Source organism: Bradyrhizobium guangxiense, assembly GCF_004114915.1.
GTDB lineage: Bacteria > Pseudomonadota > Alphaproteobacteria > Rhizobiales > Xanthobacteraceae > Bradyrhizobium > Bradyrhizobium guangxiense.
In genome coordinates this window covers 2,482,138-2,503,620 of record NZ_CP022219.1, presented here as the reverse complement: position 1 = coordinate 2,503,620, position 21,483 = coordinate 2,482,138, and the positions used below count along the sequence as shown (strand labels likewise).

General features: G+C 64.8%; 18 protein-coding genes and 1 tRNA gene. 6 read left to right on the top strand and 13 right to left on the bottom strand.

Annotated features, from left to right (window positions below; genetic code table 11):
- Nucleotides 1-138: 138 nt before the first annotated feature.
- Entirely contained in the window at nt 139-378 is a 240-nt protein-coding gene (locus tag X268_RS11675; RefSeq protein WP_027571757.1) for a hypothetical protein, read from the bottom strand.
- A gap of 379 nt (nt 379-757) precedes the next feature.
- Between X268_RS11675 and X268_RS11670 the strand changes: the two genes are divergently transcribed.
- The 3 genes from X268_RS11670 (at nt 758) to X268_RS11660 (ending at nt 5,700) form a co-directional block, all read left to right on the top strand.
- A complete protein-coding gene (locus X268_RS11670) occupies nt 758-1,927 on the top strand; it encodes an efflux RND transporter periplasmic adaptor subunit (protein WP_164937675.1) in 1,170 nt (389 codons plus the stop codon).
- On the top strand, nt 1,924-5,070 hold the full coding sequence (locus X268_RS11665) for a multidrug efflux RND transporter permease subunit (protein WP_128925089.1): 3,147 nt from the start codon (nt 1,924-1,926) through the stop codon (nt 5,068-5,070). Before X268_RS11670 ends, X268_RS11665 begins: the two co-directional genes overlap by 4 nt.
- Nucleotides 5,071-5,133: 63 nt before the next feature.
- Nucleotides 5,134-5,700 (top strand): invasion associated locus B family protein, encoded by a 567-nt coding sequence (locus X268_RS11660; RefSeq protein ID WP_164937674.1) that lies wholly within the window; start codon nt 5,134-5,136, stop codon nt 5,698-5,700.
- Nucleotides 5,701-5,767: 67 nt separating this feature from the next.
- Here the strand turns inward: X268_RS11660 and X268_RS11655 are convergent, their stop codons facing one another.
- Nucleotides 5,768-8,056 carry an arylsulfatase gene (locus tag X268_RS11655; protein ID WP_128925088.1) on the bottom strand — a complete coding sequence of 763 codons (2,289 nt, stop codon included), beginning with the start codon at nt 8,054-8,056 and terminating at the stop codon, nt 5,768-5,770.
- Nucleotides 8,057-8,175: 119 nt separating this feature from the next.
- Here X268_RS11655 and X268_RS11650 point away from each other — a divergent pair, with 119 nt between their 5' ends.
- On the top strand, nt 8,176-8,850 hold the full coding sequence (locus X268_RS11650; RefSeq protein ID WP_164937673.1) for a TetR/AcrR family transcriptional regulator: 675 nt from the start codon (nt 8,176-8,178) through the stop codon (nt 8,848-8,850).
- Between the two features lie 14 nt (nt 8,851-8,864).
- Here the strand turns inward: X268_RS11650 and X268_RS11645 are convergent, their stop codons facing one another.
- Complete coding sequence (locus tag X268_RS11645) at nt 8,865-9,227, bottom strand: DUF1428 domain-containing protein (protein WP_164937672.1); 363 nt, start codon at nt 9,225-9,227, stop codon at nt 8,865-8,867.
- Between the two features lie 176 nt (nt 9,228-9,403).
- Nucleotides 9,404-9,477, bottom strand: a tRNA-Gln gene (locus tag X268_RS11640).
- A 397-nt stretch (nt 9,478-9,874) separates the two neighbouring features.
- Between X268_RS11640 and X268_RS11635 the strand changes: the two genes are divergently transcribed.
- A complete protein-coding gene (locus X268_RS11635; RefSeq protein WP_128925085.1) occupies nt 9,875-10,690 on the top strand; it encodes a class I SAM-dependent methyltransferase in 816 nt (271 codons plus the stop codon).
- Here the strand turns inward: X268_RS11635 and X268_RS40015 are convergent.
- From X268_RS40015 to X268_RS11595, 8 genes are all read right to left on the bottom strand, one after another.
- Nucleotides 10,687-10,827 (bottom strand): hypothetical protein, encoded by a 141-nt coding sequence (locus X268_RS40015; RefSeq protein WP_245477860.1) that lies wholly within the window; start codon nt 10,825-10,827, stop codon nt 10,687-10,689. The genes X268_RS11635 and X268_RS40015 overlap by 4 nt on opposite strands.
- Nucleotides 10,828-10,840: 13 nt before the next feature.
- Nucleotides 10,841-11,878, bottom strand: a complete 1,038-nt coding sequence (pdxA, locus tag X268_RS11625; protein WP_128925084.1) for a 4-hydroxythreonine-4-phosphate dehydrogenase PdxA — start codon at nt 11,876-11,878, stop codon at nt 10,841-10,843.
- Nucleotides 11,875-12,981 carry a four-carbon acid sugar kinase family protein gene (locus X268_RS11620; RefSeq protein WP_128929224.1) on the bottom strand — a complete coding sequence of 369 codons (1,107 nt, stop codon included), beginning with the start codon at nt 12,979-12,981 and terminating at the stop codon, nt 11,875-11,877. The genes pdxA and X268_RS11620 overlap by 4 nt, the downstream gene beginning before the upstream one ends.
- A 107-nt stretch (nt 12,982-13,088) precedes the next feature.
- On the bottom strand, nt 13,089-14,009 hold the full coding sequence (locus X268_RS11615) for a dihydrodipicolinate synthase family protein (protein ID WP_164937671.1): 921 nt from the start codon (nt 14,007-14,009) through the stop codon (nt 13,089-13,091).
- A 155-nt stretch (nt 14,010-14,164) separates the two neighbouring features.
- Nucleotides 14,165-15,067, bottom strand: a complete 903-nt coding sequence (gene rnz, locus X268_RS11610; protein WP_128925083.1) for a ribonuclease Z — start codon at nt 15,065-15,067, stop codon at nt 14,165-14,167.
- A 51-nt stretch (nt 15,068-15,118) separates the two neighbouring features.
- Nucleotides 15,119-16,102, bottom strand: a complete 984-nt coding sequence (locus X268_RS11605) for an antibiotic biosynthesis monooxygenase (protein WP_128925082.1) — start codon at nt 16,100-16,102, stop codon at nt 15,119-15,121.
- A gap of 14 nt (nt 16,103-16,116) precedes the next feature.
- Nucleotides 16,117-17,514 carry a guanine deaminase gene (gene guaD / locus X268_RS11600; RefSeq protein ID WP_128925081.1) on the bottom strand — a complete coding sequence of 466 codons (1,398 nt, stop codon included), beginning with the start codon at nt 17,512-17,514 and terminating at the stop codon, nt 16,117-16,119.
- A gap of 15 nt (nt 17,515-17,529) precedes the next feature.
- Nucleotides 17,530-18,702, bottom strand: a complete 1,173-nt coding sequence (locus X268_RS11595) for a multidrug effflux MFS transporter (RefSeq protein WP_245477858.1) — start codon at nt 18,700-18,702, stop codon at nt 17,530-17,532.
- Between the two features lie 491 nt (nt 18,703-19,193).
- Here X268_RS11595 and X268_RS11590 point away from each other — a divergent pair, with 491 nt between their 5' ends.
- Nucleotides 19,194-20,690: an amidase gene (locus X268_RS11590; RefSeq protein WP_128925079.1), complete on the top strand. Its 1,497-nt coding sequence runs from the start codon at nt 19,194-19,196 to the stop codon at nt 20,688-20,690.
- Here the strand turns inward: X268_RS11590 and X268_RS11585 are convergent, their stop codons facing one another.
- Complete coding sequence (locus tag X268_RS11585; RefSeq protein WP_128925078.1) at nt 20,691-21,296, bottom strand: TetR/AcrR family transcriptional regulator; 606 nt, start codon at nt 21,294-21,296, stop codon at nt 20,691-20,693.
- Nucleotides 21,297-21,483: the final 187 nt, after the last annotated feature.

Genomic DNA, 21,483 nt, shown 5'->3' with positions numbered 1-21,483 from the left:
CGAGTGCCTCGCAAGAACGCTTGAATCCGTCCAGATCAAAACAATTCTAAACTGGAGTTTGAAACCGTTCTAAACTGAGATTGGATTCGTTCTAAGAGACAGCGTCGAATGCTGCGCAATCCGCAGTCTCGCTCAGCATCAATCACTGCTCGGCGGCTTCATCAGCGAAAACAATTCGTCGACCGTTTTCTGCGCAACGGCGCGCACGCGATCGGTGCTGTCCATGCCGGCGATGTTGACGCCGTTCACGACGGCCTTGATCTCGTCTCGGAAGTCGGTGAGGAAGCGCAAGGGATCGCGCTGCTCGTTGGCCACACGCGCGATCAATCCCGTGATCAGAATCTGACACGCGATCAGCTTGCCGTTCAGTTCGTCCATCCTGCGCTCCATTGGTGGCGGCGCCGATATGGACGATGCCGAAATTGCTGACAACCGAAACGGCGTCCGCGCGATTTAGAACCGTTCTCGTCAGCGGCATCGCGCGGTGGCGCGGCGCGATGCCGTTCGGACTTGAGCACACCGTCCGCGGGTGTCGCACAAGAGTTGCCCGCCGATCGACCTGGCCGGGAAAATGCAGCACTGCACACGGCCGCGCCAGACCATTGCCCAGACGGTGCAAAGCTTTCCAATTGTTTAGGATTCTCGACGGATAGTGCTGTTTACACTGGAACTTGGCGTGTATTATACAAACGCGCTGGAACCCTGCGATTGCCCTATAATTCGTAAGCTGAGGGCATACGAGCCGACACGAGACGACATGAAAAAGTCCCGGCCGATCCTCTGGCTTCTGATCATCGCGGCCGTGGCCTCCGCGGGTTACTATGGTTGGCAGAAATTCGGTCCCGAAGCCGGAAAGGCCCAGACCGCCCAGAAAGGCCCACCCCGCCCCGCCGCCGTCCCGGTGAGCGTTACGCCGGTCCAGAAGGCCGACTTCCCGGTCTACCTGACCGGTCTCGGCACGGTTCAGGGTTTCAACACCGTGCAGGTCCGGACGCGCGTGGACGGCCAGATCGACAAGCTCGCCTTCAAGGAGGGCCAGATCGTCCAGCAGGGCGAGCTTCTGGTCTCGATCGATCCCCGTCCCTATCAAGCCGCGCTCGACCAGGCCAAGGCCAAGAAGGCGCAGGACGAGGCGAACCTCGCCAACGCCAATCTCGAGCTTCAGCGCGCCATGAAGCTGGGCGAATTCGCGACCGCACAGCGGGTCGACACCCAGCGCTCGACCGTCGCCCAGCTCACCGCCCAGATTGCCGCCGACGAAGCCGCGATCGCCAACGCCCAGACCCAGCTCGACTACACGCAGGTCAAGGCGCCGATCACCGGCGTCGCGGGCCTGCGCCAGGTCGACATCGGCAACATCGTCAATGCCTCGACACAGACGGGCATCGTCATGATTTCGCAGGTCGAGCCGATCGCCGTGATCTTCACGGCGCCGGAAGACCAGCTTCCTTACATCAGCGAGGGCCAGAAGTCCGGCGCGCTCAAGGTGATCGCCTTCACCACCGACGGCAAGAAGACGCTGGCCGAGGGCAAGCTTGCGGTCATCAACAACCAGGTCGACACCACCAGTGGGACGATCCGGCTCAAAGCCGTATTCGACAACAAGGACCACACGCTGTGGCCGGGCCAATCGGTCTCGACGCGGCTTCTGGTGCGGACGCTGAAGGACGCGACCGTGGTTCCGGATGACGCGGTCCAGCATTCCACCAACGGCCTCTATGCCTATACCGTCAATCAGGACAACAAGGCCGAGGTGCACAAGATCAAGGTCAGCTACGCCATCGATGGTCGTTCGGTCATCGAAGAAGGGCTGACGCCCGGGCAGCAGGTGATCACCGGCGGCCAGTTCAAGGTGCAGCCCGGAAGCCTCGTCTCGACGACGGTGGCGAGCTCGAACCCGGCCCAGAATAAGGTACGACAGGAATGACCGAGGGCGGGATTTCGGCACCTTTCATCCGTTATCCCATCGGCACCTCGCTGCTGATGGCCGGCATCCTCTTTGTCGGTCTCGTCGCCTATCCCCTGCTTCCGGTCGCACCGCTGCCGCAGGTCGACTTCCCGACCATCCAGATCACCGCCAATCTGCCGGGCGGCAGCCCCGAGACGATGGCTTCGTCCGTGGCCCAGCCGCTGGAGCGCCAGTTCGCCCAGATACCCGGCATCGCCCAGATGACCTCGACGAGTTATCTCGGCACCGCGTCGATCACCATTCAGTTCGACCTCAACCGCAGCATCGACGGCGCCGCCAACGACGTGCAGGGCGCCATCAACGCCGCCAGCGGCCAATTGCCGAAGAACCTCCCTTCACCGCCGACCTACCGCAAGGTCAACCCGGCCGACGCGCCGATCCTGTTGCTTTCGGCGACGTCGGAGACACTGCCTCTGACCAGCGTCAGCGACGCGGTCGACGCCCAGCTCGCCCAGCAGATCAGTCAGCTGTCGGGCGTGGCGCAGGTCTTCATCGGCGGCCAGCAGAAACCCTCCATCCGCGTCCAGGTCGATCCCGCGAAGCTGGTCGCCAAGGGCCTGTCGATGGAGGACGTCCGCAGCCAGATCGCGATCACCACGGTCGACAGCCCCAAGGGCAATATCGACGGTGAGAAGCGCGCCTATACGATCTACGCCAACGACCAGCTCACGCACGCGAAGGACTGGAACGACGTCATCATCGCCTATCGGAACGGCGCTCCGTTGCGAATCCGGGACATCGGCCAGGCGGTCAGTGCCGCCGAAGACGCCAAGCAGGCGGCCTGGGCGAACGGCAAGCGCGGCGTGTTCCTGGTGATCTTCAAGCAACCCGGCGCCAACGTCATCGAGACCGTCGACAGGATCAAGGCGACCCTGCCTCGCCTCGTGGCGGCGATCCCACCCGCGATCAAGATCGAGCTCATCAGCGACCGCACCACGACCATCCGCGCCGCGGTCGAGGACGTCCAGTTCACGCTGCTGCTGACCATCGCCCTCGTGGTCATGGTCATCTTCATCTTCCTGCGCAGCTTCTGGGCCACGGTCATTCCGACCATCACGGTTCCGCTCGCGCTACTCGGCGCCTGCGCCCTGATGTGGGTCGCCGGCTATTCGCTCGACAATCTGTCGCTGATGGCGCTCACCATCGCGGTCGGATTCGTGGTCGACGATGCCATCGTGATGCTCGAGAACATCACGCGCTACATCGAGGAAGGCGAATCGCCGATGGCGGCGGCCTTCCGCGGTTCGAAGGAAATCGGTTTCACCATCGTGTCGATCAGCATCTCGCTGGTCGCGGTGCTGATCCCGCTGCTCCTGATGGGCGGCATCATCGGGCGCCTGTTCCGCGAATTCGCCGTCGTGCTGGCGATGACCATCTTCGTCTCGATGTTCGTGTCGCTGACCCTGACGCCGATGATGGCCTCGCGCTTCCTGCGCGCCCATGGCGAGGTGCAGCACGGCCGCTTCTATCAGTGGAGCGAGCGCGCCTTCGACGCGATGCTGCGCGGCTACGAATACGTTCTGGATCACGCCCTGGCCTGGCGGCGCACCACGCTCACGATCTTCTTCGCCACTCTCGGACTGTCGATCTACCTGTTCGTCCTGATCCCGAAAGGTTTCTTCCCGCAGCAGGATGTCGGCCTGATCACCGCCACCTCGGAAGCCTCGCAGGATATCTCGTTCAGGGAGATGGTCCGGCGCCAGGAACAGCTCGGCAAGATCATCCTGGCCGATCCCGACGTTGCCAGTGTTGCCATGTCGATCGGCGGCAGCGGCCGCGCCGGCAACAACGGCAACATCTTCATCACGCTGAAGCCTCGCGACCAGCGCGAGGCCTCCGCGCAGCAGATCATCGCGCGGCTGCGTCCCCAGTTCGACAAGGTCGAGGGCGCCCGCCTCTACATGCAGGCGGCCCAGGACGTGCGGCTCGGCGGGCGGCCGACGCGCACGCAGTTCGAATTCACGCTGCAGGACGCCAATCTGGACGAGCTCAACGAATGGGCGCCCAAGATCCTCGCCAAGATGCAGACGCTGCCGGAGCTGCGCGACGTCGCGACCGACCAGCAGACCCAGGGCACCACCGTCCAGCTCAGGATCAACCGCGACACCGCCGCACGGTACGGCATCCAGCCGCAGCTGATCGACGACACGCTGTATGACGCCTTCGGACAGCGGCAGGTCACGCAGTATTTCACCCAGCTCAACACCTACAAGGTGATCCTGGAGATCCTGCCGGAGATGCAGGGCAATCTCGACAGCCTCAACAAGCTCTATCTGAAATCGCCTTTGACGGGCGATCAAGTGCCGCTCTCGACGTTCGCGACCTGGACCACCGATCCGGTCCGCCCGCTCTCGATCAGCCACCAGGGCCAGTTCCCGGCGATCACGATAAGCTTCAACCTCGCGCAAGGCGTCGCGCTCGGCCAGGCGACCGAGGCCGTCCAGAAGGCGATGGCCGATCTCGGCGCGCCGCCGACGCTCAACTCGAGCTTCCAGGGTACCGCGCAGGCGTTCCAGCAGTCGCTCGGCACGGTGCCACTACTGATCCTCGCCGCGCTCGTCGTGGTCTACCTGATCCTCGGCATCCTCTACGAGAGCTACATCCATCCGATCACGATTCTGTCGACGCTGCCCTCGGCCGGCGTCGGCGCGCTCGCGATCCTGATGGCGGCCGGCTTCGACTTCAGCCTCATTGCCTTGATCGGCATCATCCTCCTGATCGGCATCGTGAAGAAGAACGGCATCATGATGGTCGACTTTGCGATCGCCGCCGAACGCGACGAGCACAAGACGCCGGAGGAATCGATCCGCCAGGCTGCGCTGCTGCGCTTCCGTCCCATCATGATGACGACGATGGCCGCGCTGCTCGGCGGCGTGCCCTTGATGCTCGGTCACGGCACCGGCGCCGAGATCCGCCAGCCGCTCGGCTATGCCATGGTCGGCGGCCTGATCGTCAGCCAGGCGCTGACGCTGTTCACCACGCCCGTCGTCTATCTCTATCTCGACGAGCTCAACAACTGGTTCTCCAGCTGGGGCCGTTCGGATGACGGCGAAGGCCACGAGACGTCCGAGCGCGGCACTGTCAAGCAAGCCGCCGAGTAAGCTTGCGCCGCGTCTTCCGCGAGGCTACAGCGAGGCCCCGGTTCACGCCAACGCGGTTTCGCCATGCTCTTGCAATCCAGACTTGTCGCCCTCGCCGCTGCTGCCCTGCTGCCCCTGGGCGCCGCGTATGCCCAGCAGGGCGCCAAGAAGAACGCCCCTGCCCCGGCGGCACAGCCTGCGCCGGCACCGACGCAGCAGTCGCAGGCGGACGGCGGGCCCGGGCAGCCTGGTTGGATCGTGCGCTGCACCAGCGCCAGCCGCGATGCCGCGCTCGAATGCGCGATGGAGCAGAACGCGGTGCTGACCAAGACCGGCCAGACCGTCGTCCTGATCAACATCCGCATCGCGCCCGACACGCGCACGCCGATTGCGCTGTTGCAATTGCCGCTCGGCCTCAATCTTCCCGTCGGCGCCAAGCTTCAGGTCGACGAGGGCAAGACCTTCGACCTCCAGATCCAGACCTGCGAGAACCGCGGCTGCTACGCCTCGACCCCGGTCGCGGCGGACCTGCTCGCGGCCTTGCGATCCGGCAAGCAGTTGAAGGTTTCCTTCCAGAACATGGCCAAGGAGACGATCGCGATCCCGATGCCGCTCGGCGACTTCGCCGCAGCCTACGACAAGATCAAGTAAAGGCTCTCCCGTTTCCCGCTGGCGTGCGCGCCTCGCAACGACGGCGCGGATGCAGCGCCCTTCCCTCTCACTGCCGCGCCATCTGCGCGTTGCCGACGGCATCGCCGTCGAGCTTCTGGTCGTCATGCATGGTCACGGTGACGCGGAGCAGCCGTCCCTCGTACTCGAACGGCGCTTCGTAATGCGACACGGGGCTGCCGCGATCGCGGCCGATGTCGAGGCCGGACCACGAGATCAGCGTGTGGAAACCGAGCTGGGTCTGCAGCGAACCCGCCGGCTCGCCGTCGATCAGCAGCGTGTACTCGCTGACCCCGGTGCGCGCGCCTTTGGCCGGCGGCTCCTTGCGCACGAGTCGATTCACATGCACGCCGAGCCGCCGGGCGCCCGACGGCACCTTGCGGTCCGACCGAACGATCTGGTGGCTGCCGCCGATGTTGAGATCGTGCACGAGATGGCCGTCGCTGACATAGAGGCTGTAGCCCGAGGTCGCGTCACCGTGCGAGATCAGCACGCCGTCGGCGCCCGCCTCGTCAGTCTCGACATGCGCCTCGATCGTGTAGCTGCGGCTGCGCACGTCGGGCGCGACGTCGGTCGGCACGTGGCCCATGCCGGCGTGGAAGACGAAACGGTGGCGCGCACGGTGGAAGCGCGCGGCATTCTCCGCAAAGCGCGGCCCGAAGCGGTCGTCGAGCGGCAGCACGTTGTGCTTCTCGGCCTCCTCCCACCAGGTCGCGATCATTCGTTCGAGGCGCTCCGGCTCCGCTGCCGCAAGGTCGTTGGTCTCGGAGAAATCCGCGTCGAGATGGAACAGCTCCCATTTATCGTTCTCGAACGGCGTGCCCGACGGATGAAAGGCGACCGCCTTCCACCCCGCCTGCCACAGACCGCGATGGCCGAACATCTCGAAATATTGGGCTGAAATCTTTGAGGGCGCGGATGCGTCCAGGATTGAACGCGCAAAGCTCTCGCCTTCGAGCGGCATTTGCGGGCAGCCCGCGATTGTCGTGGGCGCCTCGATGCCGATCAGCTCCAGCAAGGTCGGGGTGAGATCGCAGGCGTGGACGAACTGGTGGCGCAGCTCGCCTTTGGCTGCGATCTTGTTCGGCCAGTTGATGACGAAGGGATCGCGGATGCCGCCGCCATGGGTGTTCTGCTTGTAGCGGCGCAGCGGCGTGTTGGACGCCATCGCCCAGCCATGCGGGAAATTACTGTGGGTGTCCGGCCCGCCGATATCGTCGATGCGGGCGAGCTTCTCCGCGATCGGCTCCGGCTTGAAATTGAACGGCCCCATCGCGTTGACAAAACCGAGCGGCCCGCCCTCCTGGCTCGCGCCATTGTCGGACATCACGATGATCACGGTGTTGTCGCGGATGCCGGCCGTGTCGAGGAATGCGACCAGCCGCGCCAGATGCCGGTCGGAATGATCGAGCATGCCGGCAAACGCCGCCTGCAGGCGCGTGAAGACGCGGCGCTCGTCGGCCGAATGCTCCTCCCAGGCCTTTACGCCATCATTGCGCGCAGGCATCCGTGTGCTCTCGGGCACCAGCCCCATCGCCTTCTGGCGCGCCAGACGCTGCTCCCGCTCGACGTCCCAGCCGTGCGCGAAGGCAGCGTCGTAGCTCCTGATGATGTCGGCCGGCGCCTGATGCGGCGCGTGGCAGGCGCCGAGCGCGATCCAGGTGAGCCAGGGCACGTCCGGCCGATCGGCGAGGTGATCGCCGATGAAACGGATCGACCGGTCGATCAGGTCTTCGGTCAGGTGATAGCCGTCGGCATAGGACCCCGGCGGATCGATATGCGTGTTGTCGGAGACGAGCTCCGGCGCGTACTGGTCGGTCTCGGCGTCGAGGAAGCCGTAGAAGCGATCGAAGCCGCGCCCGAGCGGCCAGCCGTCGAACGGGCCGGTGGCGCCGCTCTCGGTCAGCGGCGTGACGTGCCATTTGCCGACCATGTAGTTGCGATAGCCGTGCACGCGCAGCATCTCGGCGAGCGTCCCGGCCTCACGCGCGATCTTGCCGCGATAGCCGGGATAGCCGGAATCGAAATTGGCGAGGCACCCGACCCCGACGGAATGATGGTTGCGCCCGGTGAGCAGCGCCGCGCGCGTGGTCGAGCACATCGCCGTGGTGTGGAAACCGCTGTAGCGCAGGCCTTCCGCGGCCAGCCTGTCGATGGTCGGCGTGCTGATCGCCGAGCCGTAGCAGCCGAAATCGGAAAAGCCGACGTCGTCGAACAGCACGACGAGGACGTTCGGCGCGCCCGCGGGCGGCCTAGGCGGATCCGGCCACCAGGGTGTCGATTCCGCAACCGTCTTGCCGACGCTGCCGCGGAACGGCGTTCCGCTACCTGCGCTCATCTGATCCTCCCTGCCGGGTCGCGTTTCGTTGTCTCGGCGCCCGCGGTTGACCCGCGGCTCGCGCCGCCCTAAATTATAATCAGAACTATGATTATGATTTTTGACGGATGCAAGCACGGATGCGCCCACGGCCCGGACTGATGGAGCTTCGCGATTTCGACCTGCCGGGTGTGGCCCCCTCGCGGCAGAAGCGCAGCCGGGAAACGACGCTGGCGCTGCTGCGCGCCGGCGCCGCGATGCTGAGGACGCGCAGCCTTGCGGAACTCTCGATCGAGGCGCTGTGCGGCGAAGTCGGCGCCACCGTCGGCGCCTTCTACAGCCGGTTCGAGAGCAAGGAGAGCTATTTCAACGCGCTGATGGCGCTGGCCACCCGCGACGGCGAGCAGCGGCTCAGCGAGATCCGCCCGCCGTCACACGAGGCCGGCCTCGACGAGCTCTGCCAGGTCATGGTCAGCGGCATCATCGTCTGGATGCGCAGCCACGAGGGTGTGCTGCGCGCCGCGCTCCAGCACGACGACACGCGCCCCGACAAATGGACGCCCTTCAAGGCCCTGGCAAGGGCAACCACCGAACGCGTCCCCCCTCTCCTGCTCCCCGCCATGGGCAAGGGCCGCAAGCCGGCAAAGATTCGCGCCATCGCCTTCGGCTTCCAGGTTGTGCTCGGAACGCTGGTGAACGCGATCCTCAACGATCCCGGACCGCTATCGCTGTCGTCGAAGGAGATGGAGAGGCGGCTCGCCAGCTGCCTGTTGCTGCTGCTGCAGGCTGAAATAGGGCACGCAACGCGGAGCTAGGCTCTGCCCGGCTCTCAGCCGACGACGTCGCTCGCCTGCAGCAGCGTCGTGAAGCCGCCATAGATCATGCGCTTGGCGTCGAACGGCATGCCTTCCATCTTCAGCCGCGGGTCCTCCATCACCTTCTTGTTGACGGCATCGCGGGTCTCACGGTCGCAGTAGACGATCCAGGCGAACACAACGACCTCGTCCTCCGTCGCCATTACCGCGCGCGGAAACGAGGTCAGCTCCCCATAGGGGACGTCGTCGGCGATGCATTCGACATAGTCGAGCGCACCATGCTCCATCCAGAGCGCGCAGGCGCTCTTCGCCATCGTCTTGTAGGCCTCGATATTGTGCTTGGGCACGGCCAGAACGAAGCCATCGACATAGGGCATCACGGATCTCCTTGGGTTGTACGGCCCAAGGACGATGAAGAGCGCGGCGATCCGACGGCGAGGCGCGATTTTCAGGATGAGGCAAACCGTCGCGAGCGGCGGCGCGGTCACTCGGCCACACGGACCTGCCGAGCGGCGTACAGGGAGGTTGGATCCTGTGAAAAACGACCTGGAATTGGCTGGGGAACCTGGATTCGAACCAAGACAAACAGAGTCAGAGTCTGTTGTGCTACCGTTACACCATTCCCCACCGAAGCGCTTGAAATCCTTAAGCTTTCTTCGGAAGTTTTGCAAGCATTGCCGAAAGCTCTGCAAATCAGCGGCTCGCAGGCCGGTCATATAGCCGCCTCGGCGTTCGCGGTCTAGTCTTTCGTGACGGTCAGGCTCAGGTGCCTGCCAATGTCCTTGTCGATGCTGTGCTCCGTTTGGATCCGCGGCGCGCAGATCAAGACAGGTCGCGTAGCCGAGCGACTTGGTCGCAGCAAAACCATGATCCGCGCCGACGCCGATTCGAGGCACGACCGAGACAGCTCTGCGCGGCCGCGACGAGCACGGAACGCAAGGGCGGGATGGCCAACCGGCCGGCAGCTCTCTGATTGCAGATCAGGTCATAGACAAGGTGTTCAACGCATAATAGACCAGCAGCCATGGACTGGCGGTTGAAAGCACTGGCATTTCGCGCGCTCGCATTACCGGGCGGGGCTCACGCGCATTATTTCCTGCAGCGCCACGTCACGCGGAACTGGCCTCGCCGGGCCAAGACACTGGACGCTCTGGCCGGGATCGCGCATCGCGTCATAGAGGATTACGCCCGCCATCGGGGTGGGACGCCCAAAACCGTTCTTGAGGTCGGAGCTGGCCGCGATCTGGCCGTTCCACTCGCCTTGCGGCGGCTTGGTGTCGAAAAGGTCATCGCCTGCGATGTTGAGCGGCTTGGCAAGCTCGATCTGGTCCAGCACGCAGCCGATCGCATCCTGGTGGGGCAGCTCAACTTGTCGAGTTGGGACGATCTGGAGCGGTTCGGAGTCAACTACCTCGCGCCGCACTATGTGAGCCAGGACGACGAGCCCGTCGACTGCTCCTGCTCGAACGAAGTTCTTGAGCACGTGCCGGCCGATCAGCTTGCAAAGCTCCTGACGGCGCTGCGGGCGGTCACAAAGGGAATCACCACGCACTCGATCGACTACAGCGATCATTATGCGCGGTCGGACAAGTCGGTCTCTCGTCTGAACTTCCTGCGCTACTCGGAGAAAGAGTGGCGCCCGTTCAACAGTGGCAAGCAGTATGTGAACCGCCTTCGTCACAGCGACTATGTGCGGATGTTCAAGGAAGCCGGGTTCACGATTCTGGAAGAAAGCTCGGTAGCGGGGGACCCTCCTCCCGACTTGAAGCTGGCAGATCAATTCAAGCGATACGATCCAGCGGATCTTTTCGCGATCAAGGGGCGCATCATCGCTGCCTAGATCACGGCGTCGTGCCTGCGCGCCACGCCGCTGGTACACATCACGGCAACAAGCTCGGTGAGATCCATCGCGCTGCCACCGCCGAACTCGAGTATGGTGGGACACTGGATTTCGATGGCCGTGAAGGCGTTGGTCATCGTGCGTTCGATCTCATGACGTGGATGCCGAGGCGCCGGCGGAGAGCCGTTCGGCATAGTCGATGGCCTCGATCAGGCTGTGCTCGTTGGCGATGCCCTTGCCCGCGATGTCGAAGGCGGTGCCGTGATCCACGGAGGTGCGGATGATCGGCAGGCCCAGCGTGATGTTGACGCCCGAGAGCTCCTGCCAGCGACCGGTCGCGGGATCGACCTGGAAGCCGAGCAGCTTGACCGGAATGTGCCCCTGATCGTGATACATCGCGACCGCAGCGTCGTACTGGCCGGCGCGCAGCTTGACGAAGATGGTGTCGCCCGGCACCGGGCCGACGACATCGAGGCCATCGGCAACCGCCTTGGCGATCGTCGGCGCGGACACGTCGATATCCTGCCGGCCGAACAGGCCGCCCTCGCCCGCATGCGGATTGAGCGCGGCAATCGCGATCTTCGGCTTGGCAATGCCGAGCCGGCGCAGCGCGTCGTTGGTGAGGTCGATCACCATGCGCAGGCGCTCCGGCGTCAGGCGCTTCGGCACGTCCTCCAGCGCGACATGGGTCGAGACGTGGCTGACGCGCATGTTGCCATGGGCGAGCAGCATCACCGAGCCGCGCACGCCGGTGAGATGCGCCAGCATCTCGGTATGACCGGGAAAATGATAGCCGGCCTTGTTGAGCGCTTCCTTGTTGAGCGGCGCGGTGACGATCGCCGCCGTCCGGCCCGCCTGGGTCAAGCGCACGCCCTGCTCGATCGCCTTGTAGGCAAAGCGGCCACCATCGGTACTGAGGACGCCAGGCCTGATCGGGTCGCCTTCGGCGTCCGCCTGCAGGTAGCACAGGTTGGGCCAGTCACGACCGTCAGCCGTCACCTCCGGGATCGCAATATCGGCGCCGAGCGCGGCCTTGGCACCATCGAGCGCCACGCCGCTGCCGATGATCAGCAGGCGCAGGTCGCCCTTCGCGATTCGCTCCTTCAAGCTAACGCACGCTTTGACGATGATCTCCGGCCCGATCCCGGCGGGATCGCCCATGGTGATGGCAAGATGACGAGAGGTCATGTCGGACTCCCCATTCTGAGCAGATGATTGTCCCGGAGCAGGTCACGCCACAGCTTGCTGTCGCCGAACGCTCCGGACTTCGAAACGACTTCCACGCCGGTCCAGCGTCCGCCTTGCAGGATCGAGCGCGGCAATCCCGGTACGATGCGTCCTGTGACCTGGAGCGCATGCGCGCCAAGGGCAAGACATGCGGCCTTCAAGGTCTCGCCGCCGGCGACGATCAGCGTGCCGGGCGGATCGAGCGCCGCGATCAACGCCGCCATTTCGCGCGCAATCCGCCGCGCCGCTTCAGTGCGTGACAGACCTTCGGCGAGAGAAAATTTGACCATCGCCACGCGGTCGTCGCCCAGCTTGCGCTGAGCGCGCGATGCGCCCTCACCTTCCGCCAGCGCGATCATCGCTTCGCCGCAGGCCGCCAGCTGTGAGGCGGTGGCGGGCTGGTCGGAGCCGAACAGCCCCAGCACCGGCAACTTCAATTGGCTCGGCGCATCGGCACGATGGCTGCGGGCCAGCGCGCCGGCCAGGCCGCCGCTGCCACACCACAGCACGGGCTCCGGCATGCGCCGCCCCATTTCGGCGACGCGATCGAGGTCGAGGTCGCTCTCGGCATCGAACACCTGGACGCCGCCTTGCGAGAGCGTGTCGGGCGCGCCCCGTCGTGCCTCGATGCCGTCTTGCCTCAATTGATCCAGCAAATTACCGCCGACCCTATGCCAATCGCCATGCACCGAGCGCGCAAGTTGTTGGCCGCCTGTGGTGCGGCGTCCCTGATATTCGAACGCGGGCGCGACCACGCAGGAGGCCCAATGGCCGCTGCGCAGGCAAGCACCAAGCTCGGCCGCCCACGCGCCCCGAAGGAGGCTGTCGACTTTCTTATAGGCGATCGTGCCGCCCTGAAGGTGCGGCACCAGTCGTTCGACGATCGCGACGCTCTCGGCCTTCGACCGCTCGCGGGTGCCGCTGTCGATTGCCAGGCTGCCAGACTCTCGCGGCGCATACGCTTCCGGCCAGATGACATCGAACGGTCCGCACAGGCCGACGAACTCCGCCGCGGTGTCGAGCGCACCGGTGAGATCGTCGGCCAACAGACGAACGCTCGTCATCGTCATGGTGCTCCCACGCCGAAAATCTTGCCCGGGATGGCGGCAAGCCCGGCAAGCACATCCTGGAAGCAGTTGGACATCGGTGCGCCTCGTCGTCCGTACCAGAGCTAGGCGGAGGCGGCGAATGCCGCGGCATTCGCGAGCAGAACTTTCAGCTGGTCCGTCTGCAGGGCCTCCAGCGGCGGCCGCAGACGCTGCCACCCGGCATGCTTGGTGCGATTGGCCGCCAGCGCCTTCAGCGACGCCATCTGCGGAAATTGCGAGACCAGCCCGCGCGCCTTCACGATCCGCGCCTGCGCCGCCTTGAGTGCCGGGTCGTCATCGCTATCACCGAAGTGCTTGAAGACATAGGCCAGGCTGCGCGCGACGACGTTGGAGGTCGCTGTGATGCAGCCCGCCCCGCCCTTGCGCAGCAGCGGCAGCATCAACGGATCGGCGCCGCCGAGGACCGCAAACTCCGGGAAGCGCTCGACCATCGCTGTCATGTTGGCGAAGTCGCCGGACGAATCCTTGATGCCGGTGAACGTGGCCGGATAGGCCTTGCGCAGCCGCTCGATCAGCGCATGCGAGATCGGCTGCGCCGACATCTGCGGATAGTGATACAGAACGATTTTCAGGCGCGCAGCACCGATGCGCTGCACCACTTCACTATAGGAGGCGAAGATGCCGTCATCGGTGACATTCTTGTAGTAGAACGGCGGCAGCATCACCACGGTGTCGACGCCGACCGAGAGCGCGTGACGCGTCAGCGCGACGGTCTCGGTGAGCGCGGCGACGCCGGTGCCCGGCAGAAGCCGCTGCGGCGAGATGCCCGCAGCCACGACGGCGTCGAGCAGCGCGATGCGCTCCGCGACGGAAAAGGAATTGGCCTCGCCCGTGGTGCCCAGCATCGCGATGCCATCGCAGCCTTCGTCTAGGAGATAGCGGCAATGCTCCACGAAACGCGCGTGATCGGGCGCGAGCTCGGCATCGAGCGGCGTCAGCGCGGCGGAGAACACGCCATGAGGGTGGAGTGACGATGTCGACAAGACTTCCTCCGATGGCCGGACCGTTGTTGTTCGCAACGAATATTCGTTATTTGCTGACACTGCCGTAAAATCAGCCGGTCCCAGCGTCAAGGGCGATGGCTGTCTTGGCCGGGCATTCGGACGTGGCCAAGGTCGAAAGACAGCCACCGCTGCGACTAGAGCACGATATGATCGAAGTCGGCGGCGATCCGGGTGTTCGGAAAGATCCTCGACGCCTCAGCCAGAATCTCGTCGTCCTCGTACCGCCCCGACATATGGGTCAGCATGAGCTGGCGGACATTGTTCGCGGCAGCAAAAGCGGCCGCTTCTGCGGCGGTGAGATGGCCGTAGTCCCGCGCGGTCGCGGCGTCGCGGTCGAGGAAGGTCGCCTCGATCACCAGCATATCGGCGTCGGTAACGTAATGGGGCAATCCCTCGGTCGTCTCGGTGTCGCCGATCACCACCAGCTTTCTGCCGCCGCTCGGCGGCCCCAGGACGTCCTCCGGATCGATTATTCGATCGGCGATCGCGACCGGCCGTCCTGCAGCCAATTCACCACGGACAGGACCATCCGGCACACCAAGAGCCGCAAGGCGGTCGGGCCGAAGACGGCGACGTGCAGGGCTCTGGAACACGAAACCGAAACTATCGGTGTCGCGGTGACGGACCGGAAAGCAGGCGATGGTGAAGTCACCGGCGTCGACGACCTGTCCTTCGCTCAAGGCTGCAAACTCGACCGCAATCGGCGCCCTGCCCGCACCCCACAGGCCGGCGAGCATGCGGATGACGATGTCGAGCGTGCCCGGCCCGCCGTGAATGGTCATCACCTCGGCGCTCTGCCGCAATCCCAGTGTTGAAAACAGTCCGGGAATGCCGAGCACGTGATCGAGATGAGCGTGCGTCAGCAGCATGCGGTCGAGCCGCCGAAAGCCCAAACCGCTCTTCAACAGCTGGCGCTGTGTGCCCTCGCCGCAATCGACCAGGATGCGCTTGCCCGCGGCCTCCACGAGAAGGGCCGGATGATTGCGTTCCGCGGACGGAACGCTTGCCGAGGTGCCGAGAAATGTCAGGGCGAACATGGCCGTCGCTGTCCAGTGACCGCCCCTCCCGCGACAGCGCGGTGGGCGGTCTCACCGTCCCCAATGCCACGCGAGCAGCAGCGCGTACAGACCCATCGAGGCGGCATAGAGCACAGCGAGAAGCGCGTAGCCTGCGATCTGGCGACCGATCGCCCCTTTCGGCGTGATCCACCAGTCGAGCGCCTTGAAGGCTGCGGGCACCAGCCACCAGCCGAGCAGCTGGGTGCTGACGAGATTGCCGACGAACAGCGACAGCCAGACCGGGACGCCGTGGCTCTCGATGAACGGTCGGCTGACGAAGGTGCCCCAGAGATAAACCACAGGGTAAAGCACTAGGAGAACGATGAGGTTGCTCTTCCAGATGAACTCCCGTCCTTGTTCCGGCGCCTGCGTCTTGCCGGCCGGGAACCAGAAATTGAAGCCGTAGCTCGCCCGCTTCACATTCATGCCGGCGTTGAAGCGCTCGCCTTCCTTGAGCAGCGTCTGCCGCACGGGCGAGTCCAGCCACGCGTTGAGATTGGCATCAGAGTCGAAGGACAGGATGATGATCCATTCCTCGTGCAGCCCCGGAATCGGCCGCTCGATCTTGTGGCGCAGAAATCCCTTGAATTCGGCCTCCGCGGCCTGGATGCGCTGCTGCCATTTCAGGAACGCATCCTCGAGCCCGTCGGGGACCCTGAACGAGATGACGGCAGAGACGGCGCTGTCGCGCTGAACGCCGGTGTCGGGCAGGATATGCACATCCTCCGAACCGACGAAGAAGCGCTGCACCTCTGCGATCAGCTTCGCCCGCACCTCGCTTTGAAGCCAGGCACGCGCGGCAGCCGGGCTGGCAAAACGCAGGATCGTCACCCAATCGACATGGGCAGGCGGCTGCGGCGGCACCACCTCCTGCCCCAGGAATCCGGGCCACGCCTTGAGCACCTCGCCGACCTCGCCGTTCCAGCGCGCGAACGTGGCAAAGCCGTCGTCGGCGATGCGGCGCTGGATGACGAGGGCGACCGGCTGGCCGGCTGCGTCTGGCGATACGCTCATGAGCTGTCGTCCGCTCAGCTCTTTTTGTAGAGACGCTTGCCCATCACCCAGGTCTCGTCGACGCAGCGATCGTCGCCGACCATCATGACGGCGAACAGCATGCTCGCAGCCTCGTCCATGGTGCGCGGGGCGGCGCCGTCGGCGATCAGCGACTGATGCCACGCTTGCGCCATCTGCCCGCCATTCGGATCGAGCGCGACGAAATCGGCCTCCTTGCCGGGCTCGAAATTGCCGAGCTTGTCGTCGATGTAGAGGCCTTCGGCACCGCCGAGCGTGATCGACCAGAAGCCGCGATAGGGCGAGAGCTTGTTGCGCTCGGCTTCCGCGAGGTCCTTGCGCGCCGGATCGATGCTGCCGTCGAGCAGCGTGTTGTTGCACATGCCGACCTTGTAGGCGTCGTCGAGCACGGAAATCATCGAGAAGCGGTTGCCGCCGCCCACGTCGGTGCCGAACGACATCTTGACGCGATGCTCGGGATCGGTGGCGCGGCCGAGGCGGAACAGGCCGCTGCCGAGGAACAGGTTCGAGCACGGGCAGAACACCACCGCGGCGCCCTTCTTCGACATGCGGCGGAATTCATGGTTCGAGAGATAGACGCCGTGGCCGCCGGAGAATTTCGGCCCGACCAGGTCGAACTTCTCGTAGACGCCAAGATAGTCCTGGCAGTCCGGGTGCTCGACCAGCACGCCGCTGCATTCGGCCGGGTTCTCGGAAATGTGGGTGTTCACCCAGCAGTCCGGATGCTCGTGCTTGAGGCGCTGGCACGCTCTCAGCAATTCCGGCGAGGCGCCGAAGGCGAAGCGCGGCGTGATGGCGTAGAGATTGCGGCCCTTGTTGTGGTACTGCGCGATCAGCCGCTTGCTGTCGCGATAGAAATTCTCGGGCGTATCGATGAAATCGGCCGGCGCGTTGCGGTCGATGCCGGTGAGGCCCGCGATGACGCGCATGTTGCGCCTGCTTGCTTCCTCGAACAGCTCCTCGGTCGAGACCGGCGAGGAACTGGTAAAGGCCTGGCAGGTGGTGGTGCCGGATGCCAGCAGCGCGTCGAGGAAACGCTTCACACCCTCGCGCGCATAGTTGCGATCCCGGTATTTGAGCTCTTCCGGATAGACCCACTTCTGCAGCCACGGCAGGAGCTGCTCACCATAGGCACCGAGAACCCGGGTCTGCGGCAGATGAATGTGACCGTCGATGAAGCCGGGGACGATGATGCGGTCTTTGATGTGCGTGATCGCGACGCCCGGATGCGCGGCGGCGATCTTGTCATGGGGACCGAACGCCTTGATCACGCCGTCCGTGACGACCATGAGGCCGTCCTGGTGAAAGCGCGCAGCGGCCTGCTCGTTGCCGATGTGCTTCCAGGGATCGTCGACGAAGTCGAAGAACGTGCCGCGAATACCGACAGTGGTCATGAATGGGTTCCTTCCTTAGGATTGTGTGGCGTGGCGCGCCGAGGGCAGCGAGATCGCCAGCAGCGTCCCCGCAATGGCGCAGAGGCCGAGATAGAGCCATCCGATCGGCGCCTGTGTCGCTTCGGGCAGCACCGCGGCGATCGCCATGGCACCGCTGACGGCGAGATAGCAGAGCGCGCTGATCAGGCCACCGATCAGGCCGTGGTCGCGCTCGAACAGGCCGAGCGCCATGCCGTACATCATCGGGCACAGCACGCCGCAGCCGCCGAGCACCAGCGCACCGCCGACCGTGATCGAGGCAAGATCGAGTCCGAAGATCATGCCTGTTACGGTCAGGACTGCCGAGCCGGCCAGAAACAGCGCGAAGGCGCCGAAGCCCAGCATGCGCGCCGGCATGAAGCGTGCGAAATGCGCGCAGCCGAGCTCGCCGGCCAGATTGACGCCGCCAAGGCCGAGCGCGACGAGACCGTAGATCGCCGCCGAGTAACCGAGGCCGGTCTGGTAGAAGAACGGTGCGACGACGCCGAACGCAAGCTGCGCGCTCGCGGCCGCCGCGAACACCAGCACGAAGGCGAGGAAACCCGGGCGGACCAGCGCCTCGCGCAAGATCGCCGCCGTGCGGCGCGGATCGAACGGCGCGCGCCGCTCCGCCGGCAAGGTTTCGGGCAGAAGAAAAACCACGATCGCGGCGACGAGGGCCGCGGCGATGGCAATAATGACGAAGACACCGCGCCAGGACATCAGCTCGACGATGAAGCCGCCGGCCGCCGGCGCAAGCACGGGCGCAAGCCCCCAAGCGGCACCTAACAGGCCGGAGATCGCGGTCAGCTCACGACCGCGAAAGCAGTCGGCCGCGACGGCATAAGCGACGACGAGGCAGGTGCAGCCGCCGATGCCTTGCAGGAAGCGCAAGCCAAGCAGCAACGATGCGCTGGTGGCGAGCGCACAGGCGATGCTCATCGCGATCAGCACCGACAGTCCCGCGAGCAGCACCTTGCGGCGGCCCAGCGTATCGGAGGCAATACCGACGGGCACCAGCGCCAGAGACATGCCGAGCATGTAAGCGGTGACGGTGTTCTGCATCGACGCCGCGTCAGCGGCCAGGTCCACCACCATCTGCGGCAGGCCGGGCGTGTAGGCGTCGAGTGGAATCTGGCTGAACGGCACGACGCATAACAGGATCGGCACGATCCCACTCCTCGCGCGACCGGCGTCCGAAGCAAGTGCAGTCATGGCTCACGCCCCCTCGATGCCCGCGGGTCCCATCTTTTCGTGCGCGCAATGAGAGGCGACGATGCAGGTTGCGGGTCTTGACGCGCGGAACGTGCCAGAACTGTGTGTAGAAACTCTTAGGGGTGCCCGTATCGCCACGGATTCTGACAGCGGATGCCGAGGCGCGGATGCGCTCAAACAAAAAACGCGAAAACAACCCCATGCACAGTACAAATCATTGCAGAATTTCGCTCGCATGCAGCTCGAGCGCTGCGAGCGCACTGATTTGACACGTCGGGCAAAACAGGCGCACGGTTACATCATCAGCCCAGGATCAATTCGCCGTTGAGCCGCCCCATTAACCTGTCGGAAGGCATGAGCCGCTGCTACCAACCTCGCGCTCTATCCGCATCGGATCACGCTCGATTCGGTTTTCGGAGCCCAAGGTGCGAGATACGGAGTTCGTGATGCAAAAGGGACTGAACGCAGATGCCGACGGCTTGAGCTACGGCTCGATCAGCGGGCTGCTGAGCGCTTTGCATCTGCGGAAAGTGTCTGCATCCGAGTTGCTCGAGCACACGATCGCGCGCATCGAGGCTCTGGACGGGCCGATCAACGCGATCATCGTTCGTGATTTCGATCGCGCCAGGGAGGCCGCCCGCGCCGCGGATGCTGCACTTGGCCGCGGCGAGCGCTTGCCATTGCTCGGCATTCCCGTGACCTTGAAGGAACCGTTCAACGTTGCCGGCCTGCCGACGACCTGGGGCTTTCCGCATTTCAGGGATTTTCAACCTGCCGACGATGCCCTCGTCGTCTTGCGCCTGAAAGCGGCGGGCGCCGTCATCATCGGCAAGACCAATATCCCGATCGGGCTCAGGGACTTCCAGAGCTACAACGAGATCCATGGGACCACGAACAACCCGTGGGACCTCGGCCGCTCGCCTGGCGGCTCGTCGGGCGGATCGGGTGCGGCGCTGGCCGCCGGGGTCGGCCCGCTCTCGATCGGCTCGGATATCGGCGGCTCGATCCGGGTCCCTGCACATTTCTGCGGCGTGTTCGGACACAAGCCCAGCCTCGGCCTGGTGCCGCTGCGCGGATACAGCCTGCCGCCGGCGCCGCCCGTCCCCGGCCAGGGCGACCTCGCTGTCGTCGGGCCGATGGCGCGCACCGCGTCGGACCTCGCATTGTCGCTCGACGTGATTGCCGGCCCTGACGAGACGCGCGACGGGATCGGCTATCGCCTTGCACTGCCCGCCCCGCGGCACGAGCAGCTCAAGGATTTCAGGATTCTCGTCATCGATACGCATCCGCTGATGCCGACGGGCGATGCCGTGCGCTCCGCGATCGGGCGATTGGCCGGCCGGCTCGAACGATCAGGCGCGCAAGTCGCGCGCGCAAGCTCGGCGCTGCCGGATCTTGCCGAGTCCGCGCGGTTCTACATGAAGCTGCTCAACGCCGCGCGAAGCCCGCGCCTGACCCCGGCGGCGCTTGCAGACGCTCAAGGACTCGCTGCGACGCTTGCGCCCGACGATCGCAGTCTCGAGGCCGAGCGCGCCCGTGGCTGGGGCATGATCCATCGTGAATGGCTCGCGGCCGACGGAGCTCGCCTGCAATTGCAACAGAAATGGCACCAGCTGTTCCGCGAGTTCGACGCAGTGATCTCCCCGGCCGCCGCCGTGCCGGCCTTTCCGCACGATCATTCCGAGCCGTTCGATGCGCGAAAGCTCGACATCGACGGCAGACTCTACAACTACGCCGACGCCTGCTTCATCTGGGCGGATCCCGCCTCGACCTGCGGACTGCCTGCGACCGCCGTTCCGATCGAGCGCACGCCGACGGGCCTGCCGATCGGCGTCCAGATTATCGGGCCGTATCTGGAAGACCACACAACGATAGCGCTGGCCGGGCTGATCGAACGCGAGTTCGGCGGCTTCGTGCCGCCGCCGACGCTGTCTGCGAGATAGCTACCTCTTGTCGGCCGACTGCGCCGCGACCGCCTGCACGGCGACATCAGCCACCTGGCGCAGCGCTTCGCGATCGGCACCCGACGATGCCATCACGCCCATGCCGACCGACACCGCCGAAACATAGCGCGCGAGCGCAGCGGGGTCTGACGTCGGCTTGAGATCGCCTTCGGCCTTGGCGCGGATGAAACGTTCGCGGAGCTGGTCTTCATTCTGGGCGCGGCGGGCGGCAAGCTCGAAGGGGACGTTCTCCGAGCCGGTGCCGCAGGCGATGCCACCCTGCACGAGCAGGCAGCCGGGCGGATTGGCGGGATCGGTTTGCTTGTCGGCGATCCCCATCAGCATGCGCTCGGCGACCTCGCGGGCGGTGGGGGCGGCAACCACCTCGTCCATCCAGATGCCTCGCAGCTTGCTGTAGCGGTCGAGCGCGGCCTTCAGCAGGCCTTCCTTGTTGCCGAAGCAGGCATAAAGGCTCGGCGGGTTGATGCCCATGGCCTCGGTGAGCTGGGCAATCGTGGCGCCCTCATAGCCATGGCGCCAAAACACTTCCATCGCCTGGTCCAACGCCATTTCGGCGTCGAATTCGCGGGGGCGTCCCATGCCCATGTGCCTGTCTCCTCGGATCGGCGTCCTGATATCAGCCTAACGCCGGATCCTATCTATTTGTTCTAGCTTTCTTTTTCTTGTGTCTTCCAATCGTCGCGGTATCGGCGTACAATTTTCTTAGTGATTGGTACATATGTATCTTGCACTGCGGTATCCAGCTCCACATCTGTAGTGAACACTACATATC